This window comes from Terasakiella brassicae (assembly GCF_014641495.1).
GTDB lineage: Bacteria > Pseudomonadota > Alphaproteobacteria > Rhodospirillales > Terasakiellaceae > Terasakiella > Terasakiella brassicae.
Genome location: NZ_BMHV01000017.1, coordinates 32,258 through 47,290 on the forward strand (window position 1 = coordinate 32,258; position 15,033 = coordinate 47,290).

The 15,033-nt window shown below is 48.5% G+C and carries 15 protein-coding genes; 11 read left to right on the top strand and 4 right to left on the bottom strand.

All coding sequences use genetic code 11. From position 1 onward, the window contains the following. Nucleotides 1-128 precede the first annotated feature (128 nt). The 5 genes from IEW74_RS12050 (at nt 129) to IEW74_RS12070 (ending at nt 5,288) form a co-directional block, all read left to right on the top strand. Nucleotides 129-884 carry a substrate-binding periplasmic protein gene (locus IEW74_RS12050; RefSeq protein ID WP_188665413.1) on the top strand — a complete coding sequence of 252 codons (756 nt, stop codon included), beginning with the start codon at nt 129-131 and terminating at the stop codon, nt 882-884. 9 nt (nt 885-893) lie between these two features. Beyond that, nucleotides 894-1,658 (top strand): quinoprotein dehydrogenase-associated SoxYZ-like carrier, encoded by a 765-nt coding sequence (locus IEW74_RS12055; RefSeq protein ID WP_188665415.1) that lies wholly within the window; start codon nt 894-896, stop codon nt 1,656-1,658. Between the two features lie 38 nt (nt 1,659-1,696). Then, nucleotides 1,697-2,599, top strand: a complete 903-nt coding sequence (locus tag IEW74_RS12060) for a quinoprotein relay system zinc metallohydrolase 1 (protein ID WP_229734337.1) — start codon at nt 1,697-1,699, stop codon at nt 2,597-2,599. A 178-nt stretch (nt 2,600-2,777) separates the two neighbouring features. After that, nucleotides 2,778-4,514 (top strand): PQQ-dependent methanol/ethanol family dehydrogenase, encoded by a 1,737-nt coding sequence (locus IEW74_RS12065; protein ID WP_188665418.1) that lies wholly within the window; start codon nt 2,778-2,780, stop codon nt 4,512-4,514. A gap of 138 nt (nt 4,515-4,652) precedes the next feature. Beyond that, entirely contained in the window at nt 4,653-5,288 is a 636-nt protein-coding gene (locus tag IEW74_RS12070; RefSeq protein ID WP_188665421.1) for a response regulator, read from the top strand. Nucleotides 5,289-5,294: 6 nt separating this feature from the next. On the opposite strand, the gene IEW74_RS12075 is transcribed toward IEW74_RS12070, so the two are convergent. The 4 genes from IEW74_RS12075 to IEW74_RS12090 all read right to left on the bottom strand — a co-directional run bounded on the left by IEW74_RS12075 (nt 5,295) and on the right by IEW74_RS12090 (nt 9,762). Continuing rightward, nucleotides 5,295-7,499 (bottom strand): hybrid sensor histidine kinase/response regulator, encoded by a 2,205-nt coding sequence (locus tag IEW74_RS12075; protein WP_188665424.1) that lies wholly within the window; start codon nt 7,497-7,499, stop codon nt 5,295-5,297. Then, nucleotides 7,492-8,658, bottom strand: coding sequence for a nitric oxide-sensing protein NosP (gene nosP / locus IEW74_RS12080; RefSeq protein WP_188665427.1), 1,167 nt, complete (start codon nt 8,656-8,658; stop codon nt 7,492-7,494). Before nosP ends, IEW74_RS12075 begins: the two co-directional genes overlap by 8 nt. Nucleotides 8,659-8,690: 32 nt before the next feature. Next, a complete protein-coding gene (pedF, locus tag IEW74_RS12085) occupies nt 8,691-9,125 on the bottom strand; it encodes a cytochrome c-550 PedF (RefSeq protein ID WP_188665430.1) in 435 nt (144 codons plus the stop codon). A 226-nt stretch (nt 9,126-9,351) separates the two neighbouring features. Beyond that, nucleotides 9,352-9,762 (bottom strand): c-type cytochrome, encoded by a 411-nt coding sequence (locus IEW74_RS12090; RefSeq protein ID WP_229734338.1) that lies wholly within the window; start codon nt 9,760-9,762, stop codon nt 9,352-9,354. Between the two features lie 234 nt (nt 9,763-9,996). Here IEW74_RS12090 and IEW74_RS12095 point away from each other — a divergent pair, with 234 nt between their 5' ends. The 6 genes from IEW74_RS12095 (at nt 9,997) to serC (ending at nt 15,032) form a co-directional block, all read left to right on the top strand. Continuing rightward, the gene (locus IEW74_RS12095; protein ID WP_188665432.1) at nt 9,997-11,712 is read left to right on the top strand and encodes a hybrid sensor histidine kinase/response regulator; all 1,716 of its coding nucleotides are present in this window, start codon (nt 9,997-9,999) and stop codon (nt 11,710-11,712) included. A 104-nt stretch (nt 11,713-11,816) separates the two neighbouring features. Beyond that, nucleotides 11,817-11,891, top strand: a complete 75-nt coding sequence (gene pqqA / locus IEW74_RS17640) for a pyrroloquinoline quinone precursor peptide PqqA (RefSeq protein ID WP_188665536.1) — start codon at nt 11,817-11,819, stop codon at nt 11,889-11,891. A gap of 85 nt (nt 11,892-11,976) precedes the next feature. Next, entirely contained in the window at nt 11,977-12,264 is a 288-nt protein-coding gene (gene pqqD / locus IEW74_RS12105; protein ID WP_188665435.1) for a pyrroloquinoline quinone biosynthesis peptide chaperone PqqD, read from the top strand. Beyond that, nucleotides 12,233-13,381, top strand: coding sequence for a pyrroloquinoline quinone biosynthesis protein PqqE (gene pqqE / locus IEW74_RS12110; protein ID WP_188665438.1), 1,149 nt, complete (start codon nt 12,233-12,235; stop codon nt 13,379-13,381). The genes pqqD and pqqE overlap by 32 nt, the downstream gene beginning before the upstream one ends. A gap of 97 nt (nt 13,382-13,478) precedes the next feature. After that, complete coding sequence (locus IEW74_RS12115) at nt 13,479-13,988, top strand: hypothetical protein (RefSeq protein WP_188665441.1); 510 nt, start codon at nt 13,479-13,481, stop codon at nt 13,986-13,988. 6 nt (nt 13,989-13,994) lie between these two features. Continuing rightward, nucleotides 13,995-15,032 carry a 3-phosphoserine/phosphohydroxythreonine transaminase gene (gene serC, locus IEW74_RS12120; protein WP_188665445.1) on the top strand — a complete coding sequence of 346 codons (1,038 nt, stop codon included), beginning with the start codon at nt 13,995-13,997 and terminating at the stop codon, nt 15,030-15,032. Nucleotide 15,033: the final 1 nt, after the last annotated feature.

Here is a 15,033-nt window from a genome sequence, read left to right on the forward strand (position 1 = left end):
CTCAGACGCATAAGGCCTCTGGCAGTGCGAACCTGTTGAAGGGGCTTTTAGCTCCCCTAACATTACTTGTATGCGCAAACCCAACTCCCGGGTTTGCGCTTTCTTTTGATGATATCCAAGATCGTGGTGTGATTTCCGTTGCCGTCTATCGCGATTTTGCACCGTTTTCTTATCGTGAAAACGGGCAGGCAAAAGGTGTGGATGTCGAGATTGCACAGATTATTGCGGATGCACTGGGCGTGCGTTTGGATTTGTTTGAACTCAGCGCGGATGAGAACGTTGATGATGATTTGCGCAATGCCATCTGGAAAGGTCATTTTCTGGATCGCAAGAAGGCTGATATTATGTTGCATGTCCCTTATGACAATGAATTGGCCCGGCGCAACGACTTGGTTGTTCTGCTTGCGCCTTACTATCGCGAAGACATGGTTGTTGCCCGTGATATTAAAAAATTGGGCCGGGATGCGACCTTGGGACATTTTCGTTATGAAAAAATAGCCGTCGAATTGGACAGCCTAGCCGATATTTATTTAAGTGCGGCATTTGGTGGCAGTATTCGAAATAACGTCCTGCATTTCCCAACCATTCAAGAGGCGGCCGATCAGGCAATTGCGCAAAAAGCGTTTGGATTGATGGGACCGCGCAGCATGGTGGAGGCTGCCTTGGGGGAACATATGGCCCAATACGATATCGGGAAGATACCGACACCGGGGCTGTCGCGGGAAAGCTGGTTGTTGGGTGTTGCGGTCAAAAGCGATTACCGCCAGTTGGGATATGCGGTCGGGGATATTATTGCCGCGATGGTTCTGGATGGGCGAATGAAGACGCTGTTTGAAAAATACGGGCTGACCTATACCCCGCCACCTGCAAGCTTTTATAATTAGGAGGCAGCTATGCCTTATCTATTTGTCATTCCGTTCTTGTTAACGGTACTTTCCTTTTCGGCACAAGCGGGCAATATCGCCAAAGACCCGTTAAATTCACCCATGTGGGAATATCTGGCCGAAGAAACGTTTGGGGAAAATGCAACGATTATTGTGGATGAAAACCTCAAGATTTTTGCCCCGACCAATGCGGAAAGCAATTTTCAGGTTCCTGTTTCTGTGGATGCGTCCGCACTGGGGAAGGTGGAAGAGATTGTTTTGATGACCGATCTCAACCCCTTTCCAATTGCGGCGCATTTTTTCCCCATGAAGGCCAAACCTTATTTTGCAACGCGGGTGAAATTGAATGAAGGCAGCGTCATTCATGCAATCGCGAAAACACCGGATGGTATCTGGCATATGAATGGCACGTTTGTCAGTGCACAAGGCGGTGGATGTACGGCAGGACCGCAGCAAACAGCACAGGCCGACTGGGCAGATCATTTATTAGAGGCAAAAGGCCGTATCTGGCAACGCGTCGATAGCGAACGAATAAGGTTGAGTTTACGTCACCCGATGGATACGGGCCTGTCCGGGGATGTCCCGGTTTTTATCATCGAAGAGATTAATTTTAAAGACGCCAACGGATTATTGCTAAGCCGTTTTGAACTGAAAGAACCGATCAGTGAAAACCCGGTTCTGACACTTGATTTTCCCAAGGGAGGAGCGCCGTTGCGTATTTCCGGGCGAGACAACAATGCCAACGAATTTGATGTTGAAGTGGGGACAAGATGATGAGATGGGGAATATGGTGTGTGGTATGGGGCGTATTGATGTCTTTTGCTCACAACAGTATGGCTGATGATTTGTCTTATGATTTGAAGGCGCAAAAAGTTGGGGACGGGGTCTATGTTTTTATCGGCAGCACGGATCATTTCAATCGCGAAAACGGTGGTAATATCGTCAATACCGGTTTCTTAATTGGTGAAACGGGCGTGGTGGTTATCGACACTGGCCCCTCTTTAAAATACGGTAATGAAATGCGTGCGGCGATTGGCGCAATAACGCCAAAACCCGTTCGCCATGTGATTATTACCCATCATCACCCCGATCATTTTTTAGGGAACCTGGCGTTTGATGATGCCCAAATATGGGCGATGGATGAAACCATTCAGGCCATAGACCGCGAAGGCGAAGGCCTGCTGGAAAACATGTATCGCATGGTCGGGGACTGGATGATCGACACAACGCTTGTCAAACCCGGTCATTCCATCAACCAATCCCATATGGATCTGTCAGGGCGTAAAATACAGTTCATGCCGCTTCAAGGGCATACAAAAGGCGATTTAGCAGTTTTTGATGAGAAAAGCGGTGTGCTGTTTAGTGGGGATTTAGCCTTTCACAATCGCACACCGACAACACCTCATGCCGATATTGTACAATGGATGCATGCTTTGGAACAGTTGGAAAAACATCCTTATAATGTTGTTGTGCCCGGTCATGGTCCGGTGGAACGTGACGGGCGTTCATTTAAACAGACGCTGGATTATCTGATCTGGCTGCGTAAAACATTGTATCAGGCGGCGGAAAATGGCCTTGAAATGACCGAGGTTATGCGTCTGGATATCCCGCAACGTTTTCAATCTTTGTCTGTGGCGCGTGCGGAGTTTGTGCGTTCTGTGGCGTATTTGTGGCCCGCGATTGTCGAAGAGACTTTGCCGCGTCTTTACGACTAAAGTTGAAGGCTTGAAACGTTCCAAAACCGCTGTAAATGGGCTTTGTTCGACTTTTTGCCAATATTGCATAACAACCCGTCCCCTCATAGTGGAAGCAGTCTTTGAAGCATGTGCAAAACATGCCGACTGAACATTATTTTTTTGAGGCTTTCACTTTCCTTGGAAGGGAGACATATATATGAAACGGGCACTATTCACGACAGCCGCCTTGGGGTGGCTGGCACTGGGGGCACTTGGTTCCAACGCTGCACTGGCAAAGGTTACCAATGAGGATATTCTCAATGATGACAAAAACACCTCCCAAGTCGTAACCGATGGCATGGGCTTGCAGGCCCAACGTTTTAGCCCCCTGAATAAAATCAATCTGAAAACCGTGAAAAAACTGGTTCCGGCATGGACCTTTTCTTTCGGCGGGGAAAAACAGCGCGGTCAAGAGGCCCAGCCACTGGTTGCGGATGGGGTGATGTATGTCACAGGGTCTTATTCCCGTCTGTTTGCCATTGATGTGAAAACGGGCGAAGAGCTATGGCAATATGATGCACGTCTGCCCGATGGGATTATGCCGTGCTGTGATGTGATCAACCGGGGGGCGGCGTTGTATGAAGACATGGTCTATTTTGGGACGCTGGACGCCAAAATCGTCGCCTTAGATGCCAAAACAGGCAAGGTGAAATGGAAAAAGAAAGTCGGTGATTACAAGGCTGGTTATTCCCTGACGGCGACACCGTTGATTGTTGAAGGTAAAGTCGTAACCGGTGTGTCCGGTGGTGAGTTTGGCATTGTTGGCAAGGTTGAAGCCCGTGATGCAAAAACCGGTGAACTTGTTTGGTCCCGTCCGACGATCGAAGGTCACATGGGCACTTTAAACGGCAAAGACAGCACCATGACCGGTGTGAAAAATGCGAGCTGGCCGGGGGATATGTGGAAGTATGGCGGTGGTGCGACTTGGCTGGGTGGCACCTATGACCCGGAAACACGCCAGCTGTTTTTCGGAACAGGGAACCCGGCACCGTGGAATTCCCACTTGCGTCCCGGTGATAACCTTTATACCGCATCCCGTCTGGCCATCGATATTGATACGGGTGAAATCAATTGGCATTATCAGACCACGCCGCACGATGGCTGGGACTTTGACGGTGTGAACGAAGTGGTTTCTTATAACCTTGATGGTAAAAAACTGGCGGCAACCGCAGACCGTAACGGATTTTTCTATGTTCTGGACCGGACCAACGGGAAACTGCAAAATGCCACACCGTTTGTAAAAGATATCACTTGGGCAAAGGGCATTGATCTTAAAACAGGCCGCCCGATGTATAGCGAAACAGGTCGTCCGGGCAACCCGATGGATGCCGAAGGCGGTAAAAAAGGCAAGGCCATTTTCTCTATCCCTTCTTTCTTGGGTGGTAAAAACTGGATGCCGATGGCGTACAGCCCGGTGACCGAAACATTCTATGTGCCGTCAAATGAATGGGGCATGGATATCTGGAACGAGCCGATTACCTACAAAAAAGGGGCTGCCTATCTGGGGGCTGGTTTTACCATTAAGCCTTTGTTTGAAGATTACATCGGCTCGTTGAAAGCGATTGATCCGCGTACAGGTAAAATCAAATGGGAATATAAGAATAACGCGCCGTTATGGGGCGGGGTGATGACAACGCCGGAACTTGTCTTTACAGGCACACCGGAAGGTTATCTGAAAGCCTTTAACGCCAATAACGGCGAAGAGGTCTGGAAATTCAATACTGGTTCCGGGATTGTCGGTTCCCCCATTACATGGGAACAGGATGGTGAACAGTATGTCGCGGTCGTATCCGGTTGGGGCGGCGCGGTTCCTTTGTGGGGCGGTGACGTAGCCAAACGGATTAAGAATTTGAACCAAGGCGGCAGTGTTTGGGTCTTTAAACTGGTTATGTAGTCCCGGTTGCAAAAAAATAAAATTACATCTACGACCTTTGGAGGAGGGATGAAGTCTTTGGGCTTCATCCCTTCTGGTATATAATCACCGGAAATACATAAAATAAAATACTACCTTTAACTGAGGTTCTCTGGGACGATGTACACATTTTTAATCGCTGATGACCATCCGTTATTTCGCGATGCCATCAAACAAGTTGTTGACGAACGTTGGCCTGATGCAACGATTATTGAAGTTTCCACCTTGGAAGAGGCACGGGAACAGGCCATCGAAAATGACGATCTGGATATTGTTTTACTGGATTTAAATATGCCGGGTGCCGAAGGTTTTTCCGGTCTTTTGGGAATCCGAAACGCAGCCCCCGTGTTGCCGGTGGTTATTGTCTCGGCGGAAGAAAGCCCGGATGTTATCCAGCGCGCGTTGACCTGCGGGGCGTTGGGGTTTATCCCGAAATCATCCAGCAAGGAACGTATCGGTGATGCGGTCCATGCGGTGTTGCTTGGGAAAACGTTTGTGCCACCGGAACTGGCAGAAGCCATTGAAGAAAAACGCCGTGTCGATGACGGGCTGCGCGAACGTGCTGCTTTGCTGACCCCAGCCGAGGTGGGCGTGTTGGAACTGCTGACGTTGGGTAAGCCTAATAAAATTATCGCTTATGAATTGGATATCAAAGAGTCCACCGTCAAGGCACATATATCGGCCATCTTGCGTAAACTGGGTGTGCATAGCCGGACACAGGCGGTTCTTATGGCAAAAACGCTGGATTTTGGTTAAGGCTTTTTACAAGCGGTTTCCATTGGCGATGTGTGATAACCATGCGCGCAGTTTTGCGGGTTTTAAAGGCTTGTTCAGCAATGCATAGCCATGTGAGCTGACGCTTGCGCGGATTTCGTCTGTGCGATCCGCCGTTAAAACCATCGCCGGAAAATGTGGTCGGTAATCACGTTTTAGGGCCCCCAGTAAATCCAGTCCCGTGTCCCCATCATCTAAATGATAATCAGCAATAATGGCATCGGGGAAATAGCCCAGACCATCTAAAAGCTGTACGGTTTCTTTGCGGGAGCCAGCGGTGAGAACTTTACAGTCCCAGTTTTCCATCAGGCTTTGCATGCCGTACTGAATGTCATTTTCATTATCGATAATCAAGACAGTCAGCCCGTTCATATGCTCGGTAAAAATTTTGGTTTGCACAACTGGCGGGGAGGGGATGGGGTTTTGACTGAGCGGGACCTCCACACTGAAACAGGCACCGTTATTAATCTCGGATTTCAAGAGGATTTTATGCCCTAGCGTTTGTGCAATCCGTTTGACGATAGCGAGCCCCAATCCGGCACCTTTTTCCGTTTGATCTGTCCGGTCTAATTGGCGAAATTCTTCAAAAATGCGTTCCTGATCTTTCTGGGCGATCCCATTGCCGGAATCATAAACGCAAAGGTGTAAGTTCTCCCCTTCCCGTTTTGCCCCGACCAAAATGCGCCCGCTATCCGTATAGCGCACGGCGTTGCTGACAAAATTGCGCAAGACACGGGATAATAATTTGGGGTCACTGTTCACGAATACCGAAGTCGGGATCACTTTTAACGCGATGCCTTTTTGGGCTGCGATTGGGCCGTATTCTTCTTGAAGGCGGTTGAATAAATCACTTAACGGGAAATCCGCAATTACCACGGGGACAGCACCGGCATCCAGTTTTGAAATTTCCAAAAGGGCGCTGAGCAAACTTTCCACACCTTTCAGGGCAAAGTCGGCACGTTCGACCAGAGGGCGGTTTTTGTCATCCAATGCCCGTTCCAAAAGTGTGGAGATAAACAGCCGGGCGGCATTCAGGGGCTGTAAAAGATCGTGACTTGCCGCTGCCAAAAAACGGGTTTTGGACAAGTTGGCTTCCTCGGCGGCTTCTTTCGCGATGTGCAATTCGTCAGTGCGTTCGCGTACGCGTTCTTCAAGATTTTCTTTGGCTTCGCGTAATTCTTCCGCTGCCTGACGGCGGGCGGTAATATCGCTGTAGGTTGTGACAAAACCACCACCGGGCATGGGGTTGCGTTGAACTTCCACGACCTGCCCGTTGGGGCGGGTATATTCAAAATAAAGCGGTTCCTGCGCCCGGGCCCGTTGAATGCGTTCTTGATAAGCGTCTTCCGTTTTGGGGCCAAATTCCCCGCGAAAGACATTGAACCGGGTATAACGTTCGTAGGTCATATGATGTTCGACCAACCCGTCGGGCAGGTCCAGCAATTCGATGAAGCGTTGGTTCCAAGCAACCAGTTTTAAATCCTTGTCAAAGACCGAGACCCCTTGACGCAAATTGTCCAATGTGGATTGCAACAGGACGTTTTGTTCAGCCAGTTCGCGTTCGCGCCGGATTTGTTCTTCAGCCTTAATATCGGTGATGTCGGTATAGACACCGACAATTCCACCGTCTTTTGTCGGGCGTTCATTGATTTTTAGCCAACGACCGTCTTTTAACTGAATGACGAAGGATTCTTTTGGGTTACGATGACGGTTTAAACGTTCCTTAAGCCAGTCAATGGGACTTTCCACGTCTTCCGGCACGACATATTGGCGCACCAGTTTACGGGCCATATCTTCAAAACGTGTCCCATAGGGTACATCATTTTGGTGATTGCCCCAAAAATCCCAAAACTTGTTATTACACAGGATAAGACGGTCTTCCTTGTCGTACAGGGCAAAGCCTTCCGATACACTTTCGACGGCTTCTTCCAAACGAATGCGCGAGGTTTCGGCTTCACCTTTGGTGCGTTTGAGTTCCAGATTAACTTTTTCCAGAGACCCCAATGCCTGTTCCAGCTGGTGAGTACGTTCACGAACTTTTTCATCCAGCAAGGTTGCGGTTTGAAAAGAAGAATAAGCCCCGCCTTGGACGTCCAGCGTGCGCTCCACCTGTTTCATCAAAGCGGAAATGATTTTGCGCAGTTTGAGGGTTTCATCCGCCGTTCCGGTGGGGATATCAAGGGCATCAATCATCTGCGTCCCTCCAGCCGATCGCGACCCCGGTAAAGGTCTGGTTGACGTGCATGCCCGCGAACTGTTCACCGTAGGTATTGAAACCATAAACATTGTGATCGACCAGTAATTGTGAAACTTGTGCCTTTTTCTGTGGGGCTTGTTCCAGTTCCAGTTTTCTGAATATGCAGTCGCAGCCAATGATCAGTTCCGGCTTGCCGATTGTCTTTTCGATATCGTCAAACGTGGTTTCCAGATTGGTGACAATGTCTTGCCCCTTGGCGAGGGTCAGGACCAACCCTTCATCAATGGCGCAGAAAAAACGCAAACCGTCTTCGCCTTCGGGGCGTTGAATAGAACGTACATAATAGGACCCGGCAACGCGCACCATGACGGGGTGTGCTGCAAATTGTTCCGGATTGAGATCTTCTGGTTTGACCCCGATCAGGCGGGCGTATTCTTCCGTTGCTGGGGCGGCATTGATTTCGCGTACAATGCGTGAAGCGGGGTCGGCCTCGGTAATCACCATCTTGCGTTCGGTTTCCAGAAAATGCTGGGTGCGAAAGACTTTGAAAGGGCAATCTGTATGGACTAAAACCAATGTGGCCGCATCGTGGTGGGCTTGCCCGTTATAATAAATAAGGGTTTCTTTGAATTTTAGATCATCACCGGCCGATCCGCCAAATAAGGGAATGTCGCCTAATTCGGGATAAAGGGCGTTCAGGACGGTTTCCTCGACCAAGGAAAGGCCGTCAATCAGAACAAGGCCAAAAGACTGGTCCGTGTTTTTTTGCGGCAGACTATTCCTGAATTCAGTGACCAGTGATTTGGTCCGGACCGACCAGTCTGAAATATCAATGGTGGATACATCCGGTATCAGCGCACCTTCAACCATAAAATGATCTTCGGGCAGGCCGAAGGCACAAACGCCGTCATTTTGATATCCGTTTTCCCCGATCACACCGGCCGATGTACAGCCAAAGACCAAGGCATCGGGATAAAAAGCTTCTAAGGCATCGCCCAGGGCCGCAATATCATAGGCACCTGAGGTAAAGAAAAAAATGGCGGAGAACGGTTCGTTCCCCAAGCCGATAAAAAGCTCCCCGGCTGCACGGGGGGCGGTGCGCGCCTTGCTGTTTCCTTTTGGTATTTTTTGTTTTTTTGCTTTGTTATCCAGCACGTTTTACACCTTACTTATTGAACCGGGTGTGATCAGTCTTCCGGCTGCTCGTCGATATAGGTCCGAATGGCCCATAACCCTTCTTGTGAAATGGTGCCGGCAAATTTCGGCATATATACTTTACCATCGCGCACAGCCCCATGAGTGACACGTTCTTTAAACCATTCATCGCCATCCATATCTGCTTCAAGATAACGCAAATCCGGTGCGATGCCACCTGAAATTCCTTGCAACCCATGACAACGCGCGCAGTTTTGATTATAGGCGGAAGATCCGATTTCGACAGCACGGGGTTTAAGATTTTGGTCGTCACGGAACGGGTTTTCGTCCAACCATTCTTCGCCCAGTTGCGGCAAGCCACTGGTGTCGACGGCCTGGGGCGTTACATCACCATGAGCGATGGCCGCTGTGGCAACGCCGGTAACGATGGCGCTTGCCAATCCGATGAATAGGAACTTCTTGAGCATGTTTTTGATCCTCCAAATCGTAATTTTTCGATTTAACTGTTAAATTTTACTCTGTTATTCTTATAACTTTTTGACGGATTGGTTTTCTCCTCGACTTTGGTCGTATTGGTATTAGCCAAAGGTCTAAAACGCTCTTTCTTTGAAAGAAAACCCGCTTACTGTTCGGCAGGAAGCGGGGAAGTTGAGGCAAAATCCAAAAGAGTCTGTCAAAATAATAAAAAAGCACCTATTTGAAGCTTTTCAAAAAGGCGATCAAATAGTCGCGTTCTGCCGGGTCCGTAATTTGGACATGGCGCATGCGGTTTCCATGAACCAGCCAGGTATTGCCGGAAACCCAGTCGCGTAAATTCTTTTCATCCCAAACAATCCCGGACTTCTTCAAAGCCTCGGAATAATCAAAACGGGGCAGGTTGGCGGCGGGACGCATAAAGACGCCACGCAGATTTGGGCCGAACGTATTGAGGGCGGGATTAAGCGAATGACATTCCTTGCAGCGTTTGAAAACCTGCAAGCCCGCTGCGGCTTCTGTACTGGGTGGTTTATATCCGAAGTAACTGTTTTTGACTTCTGCATCATCGCCAGCCTGTGCCGCCAACGGAACCATGCAGACAAGTGCTGCCAACATTTTTTTTAACATCTGTGTGCTTTCCTTTAATGCGCGGTGATTAACGAAAGCGAAGCCTCACATGAAACGCCGCTTATATCCTTTCAACGATAAGGAAGTGTGCGCTGGAATGCTGTTCGACTTTTGGCTAAGGGGGATTGGCAAAAAGTCTAATGCGAGGACGATATATATTTGATTTATGGTGTCGGCTCCGCTTAATCGCTATACTCGTTATGTTAAGCGGGTTCCTTGAAATGACGGGTATTGATGACGAAAATGTCTAAGGGCGTAACGGATTTGCAAAAGTTGAAAAAAGAAAACGATCAACTGCAAAAACGTATAGCCGAACTGGAAATGATCGAAGAACGCTATGCGCTGGCGATGGATGGTGCAAACGAAGGTCTGTGGGAATGGAACCCCGTGACCAAAGATTTGTTCATTTCCTCGCGCTTGATGGAAACGTTGGGTCATTCCAGTCAAAGCCGATGCACGACCACCCATCAATGGTTGGAATGGGTGCACCCGGATGATGTTGCAGGCTATGAACAAAAAGTAACGGAACATCTGAAAGGGTTAAGCGAGTATTTTGAATGGGAATACCGGGTGCGTGCCACCGATGGTATCTATCACTGGGTTTTTGCTCGTGGCAAAGCATTGCGAGACAATAATGGAATTGCCTATCGAATGGTGGGGTCTGTGGGTGATATTACGGAACGCAAATTGGCACAAGAACGCTTGAAGCAAGCCCATGATGAATTGGAAGACCGCGTCGAAGAACGTACCAAGGCTTTGGTGGCTCTTAACAAACAACTGAGCCGTGAAGTTCAGGAACGTAAAATTATGGAACAGAAATTGAAGCAGGCCAAAGAAGCCGCCGAACAGGCCAATATCAGCAAAGATAAATATCTGGCAGCGGCCAGCCATGATCTGCTTCAACCCTTAAACGCGGCACGTCTGTTAATTTCGACATTACAAGAACGTGATTTATCGCACAAAGATGCTTCGCTCGTGCAACGCATCCATAATGCGTTGGGGAATGCTGAAGAACTGCTCACCGACCTTCTGGATATTGCAAAACTGGACGCCAACGCGATTGTTCACGAAATTTCCGAAGTGCCAGCCAATAGATTGTTGTTGGCATTGGGAGAAGAATTCCAATCGGTTGCCAATAAAGCCAATGTTAAATTACGTGTGATGCCTTGTGGATATTCTGTCAAGACCGATCCACGCCTTTTGGGGCGAATTTTACGTAACTTCCTGAGCAATGCGATCCGTTATTCCGCAAGCGGGCGTGTTGTGTTGGGCTGTCGGCACCGGGCAAATAAGATATCTTTTCAGGTTTGGGATAGCGGGCCGGGTATCCCATCAGATAAACTGGATGATATTTTTCTGGAGTTTCACCAACTCAAAGAAAATAGCTTGGATGGTGACAATAAAGGGGTTGGTCTGGGGCTTGCGATTGTGGAGCGAATTGCAAAGATTTTAGGTCATCCGATCCATGTTCGCTCTAGTGTTGGCAAAGGATCGGTGTTTAGTGTCGATGTCCCGTTGTGTGATGGTGTTCATCAATCGGTTATGTTGATGGAACCTTTGCCGAAGCAGCCTTACAATCTGTCGGGCGTGCCGGTTTTGATTATTGATAATGAAGGCAGTATTACACATTCTATGGCTGATTTGCTGAATGAATGGGGCATGGTTCCGCACTGTGCCTTGTCTAAAAGTGCAGCACTGGCAGAAATGAAATATGCCGAACAACCGCCCGTTGCCATTTTGGCGGACTATCATTTGGATGACGGTGAAACCGGGATCAAAGTGATTCAGGATATCCATGCCGAGTATGGTTTCGATATTCCGGCCGTTATTATCACAGCGGACCGCACCCAGACGGTGAGTAACGAATGTGAACGTCTGGGATATCATATTTTAAATAAACCGTTGAAACCTGCCAAATTACGCGCTTTGCTTAATCACCTGCTGAGGTGAGTTCAGGTCTGTTTTTTACCTCCCTAAGACTAATGGCTAATTGCGGTGCTTTCTTAAAATTCAGACAATTCCTCCGGTTCTATTATTTTAACAGGAGAAAATTCATGAAGTGGGAAACACCAGCTTACTGCGATCTGCGTCTTGGTTTTGAAGTGACGGCTTACGTTTACGTTCGCTAAGCAAAAAAAACAAAGGGGAAGGGGCTTTATGTTCCTTCCTCATCGTCTCATGTGCCGGGACATCTTTATCTCAGGGCTTAGATCAATGTGTGCAGAAGAAAAAATCGAACTCATCAGCCAATTGCAAATCCATCCGATGTATGTGTTTCGCTGGGAAGAACAGGAACAAGCTTATTTACTGCTCTATCCAGAAGGAATTGTGAAATTGAACAATTCCGCCGGGCATATTCTGAAATATTGTGACGGTGTGCGTTGTGTTTCTGAGGTTATCCATGAGCTGGAGCGCGAGTTTGACCAACAGGGCCTTGATAAAGACGTTGTAAAATTTATGGAGGTCGCCCATGCCAAAGGCTGGATCAGATTTAAAACTTGATGGGAATGGCAAGCCGTTATGGCTGGTTCTGGAACTGACTTATAAATGCCCGCTGAAATGTCCGTGGTGTTCCAATCCATTGGGTTTTGAAGATTACGCCAATGAATTAACGACCCAAGAATGGAAAACGGTTTTACGCGATGCACGCAAAATCGGTAGCCTGCAACTGGGGTTCAGCGGTGGCGAGCCGATGGTCCGCAGCGATCTGGAAGAATTGGTCGATGAGGCGGACACATTAGGATATTACACCAATTTGATTTCTTCAGGTGTCGGTTTAACCAAAGATCGTTTGAAAGAGTTAAAACGCGTTGGTTTGAAACAGATACAAATTAGCCTGCAACACAATGATGCGGCAAAAAATGACGCGATGGTTGGTGTGAAAAGCTTCGAACAAAAAATGCAATGTATCGAAGATATCAAATCAATCGGTTTTCCGGTGGTGATGAATGTCCCGGTTTCACGTTTTAATATCGATGCGGTTGAAGATATTATCAAATTGGCAGAATATCATAATGTGGAGTTTCTCGAATTTGCCAATTTGCAATATTACAATTGGGCACTGCTAAACCGTGACGAACTGTTGCCAACAATTGAACAGTTGCAACACGCCGAAGCCAAGGTGAATGAAGCCCGTGCCCGTCTGGGTAAAAACATGACGATTTACTTCGTTATTCCCGATTATTTTGATGGCCGACCCAAGGCGTGTATGAACGGATGGGGGGCGATTCATTTGACAATTGCGCCGGACGGGTCTGCCTTACCCTGTCAGGAAGCCCAGACCATCACTCATCTTGAATTTCCCAACGTGAAAGATCGTCCTCTTGACTGGATCTGGAATGAATCACCGACCTTTAATGCCTATCGCGGGACAAGCTGGATGAAGGAACCTTGCGTAGGGTGTGATGAAAAGGAAAATGATTTTGGCGGGTGTCGCTGTCAGGCGTTTGCCTTGACCGGGGATGCGACCAACACGGACCCGGCTTGTTCTAAATCACCGCATTTTGACATGATTACCTCGGCTGTTGAAAATGCGCGGGTTACGGGGCGCCCCGGTATGCCTTTGGTCATGCGCACACGCGGTGCGGTTAGCAATCTGATGAAAAAGGTGTGTGCATGAAGCTTCCCCATGAAACAAAAGGTGGCACGATTGGTGCCGGATTAAGTCTGATTGTTTTGCTCTCGCTCTTGGTGCATTTCTGGGCAGGGAGTGGTTAATGGCGATGGATGTCCTTGATCTGGTTGCACGCTGGCTGCATGTTATGGGAATTTTGGTTTGGGTGGGCCATAATTTTGCAAATGTCATTCAAAATCCGACTTATAACATGCCACAGGGGAAGGCGCCTGCGGCTGACATCGAAGCACGGTTTGAGGCCGCCTTGCGCCGCGAACATGCAACGTTTCGCTATGCCTCCATCGTTGTGCTGGGGAGCGGGCTGTTTATGTTATTTTACCGCGATATTTTATGGGACGTGCTGCGTTTAAATGGCAGTCATGCGGTTTTGGGGATGGGGGTCTGGTGTGGCCTGTTGATGGTTTTGAATTTGTGGTTGGTCCTTTGGCCGCATCAAAAAAAGGTCATTGGTTTTATCCCCGCAAGTTTTGAGGAACGGGTGCGCTGTTCGCGCATTACCTTTTTGTCATCACGAACCAACACAATTCTCAGCTTTCCGACTGTTTTTTTCATGGCGGCGGGCTCACATACGAGTTTTCTGTTTGGGGGATAAAACCTCATGGTATCGTTTAATTTTGGTGCGGGCCCGGCAGTGTTGCCCGGTGATATTCTGGAACAGGCCCGCGCGGAAGCCTTCAATTGGCAGGGAAGCGGAATGTCACTGTTTGAAATCCCGTTTGGTGATCCGACCTTTGGGGCGGTGATGCAAACAGCGCATCGGGCGTTGCAACAGGTTTTGAATTTGCCGGACAGTCATCATCTGTTGTTTTTGCAAGGTGGGGCTTATGCCCATTTTGCCTTTGTTGCCATGAACCTGATGGGAGATAAAAAACGGGCCTGTTATTTAGATACAGGTCATTGGTCCAAACGGGCAATTGCCGAGGCCAGCAAATATGGCGAGATTGTCGTGGACCGGATTGTTGCGGATGGGGCTTATTGTCATATGACCACGAACGAGACAACACAGGGACGGCAATTCCACGAACTCCCGGACTCACAAGGTTTGCCACTTGTTGCGGATATGACATCGGATATTTTGACCCGTCCGATTGATTTTTCACACATGGACTTGGTTTATGCCAGTGCGCAAAAGAACATCGCACCTGCGGGGCTAAGCCTTGTTATTATGCATGAGAAACTGTTTGATCGTGCCTTGGATATTACCCCTACTGTCTTTAATTATACCCTGCAAGCGAGAAACAATTCTCGTGTCAATACGCCGAACCTGTTTGGAATTTATATGGCGGGATTGATGGCAAAATGGGTGACAGATCAAGGTGGTTTGCCTGAAATGGCGAAACGCAGCCGGGAAAAGAGTGCGGTGCTCTATGAGACGATAGATCACAGTCGTTTTTTCCATGCCAGTGTCAACGGGGAGATGCGTTCGCATGTGAATGTGTGTTTCGGTTTAAAAGACCCGGCTTTAAATGAGCTTTTTTTACAACAGGCCCAGCACGAAGGTTTGCTTAATCTAAACGGTCATTCGGCGGGTGCCCCATTGCGTGCAAGCCTATATAATGCGTTGCCCCGCGCGGGCGTAGTGGCCTTAGCGGACTTTATCAAAAGGTTTGATGGGCAGTTGGCGCGGGTGTTGTGAT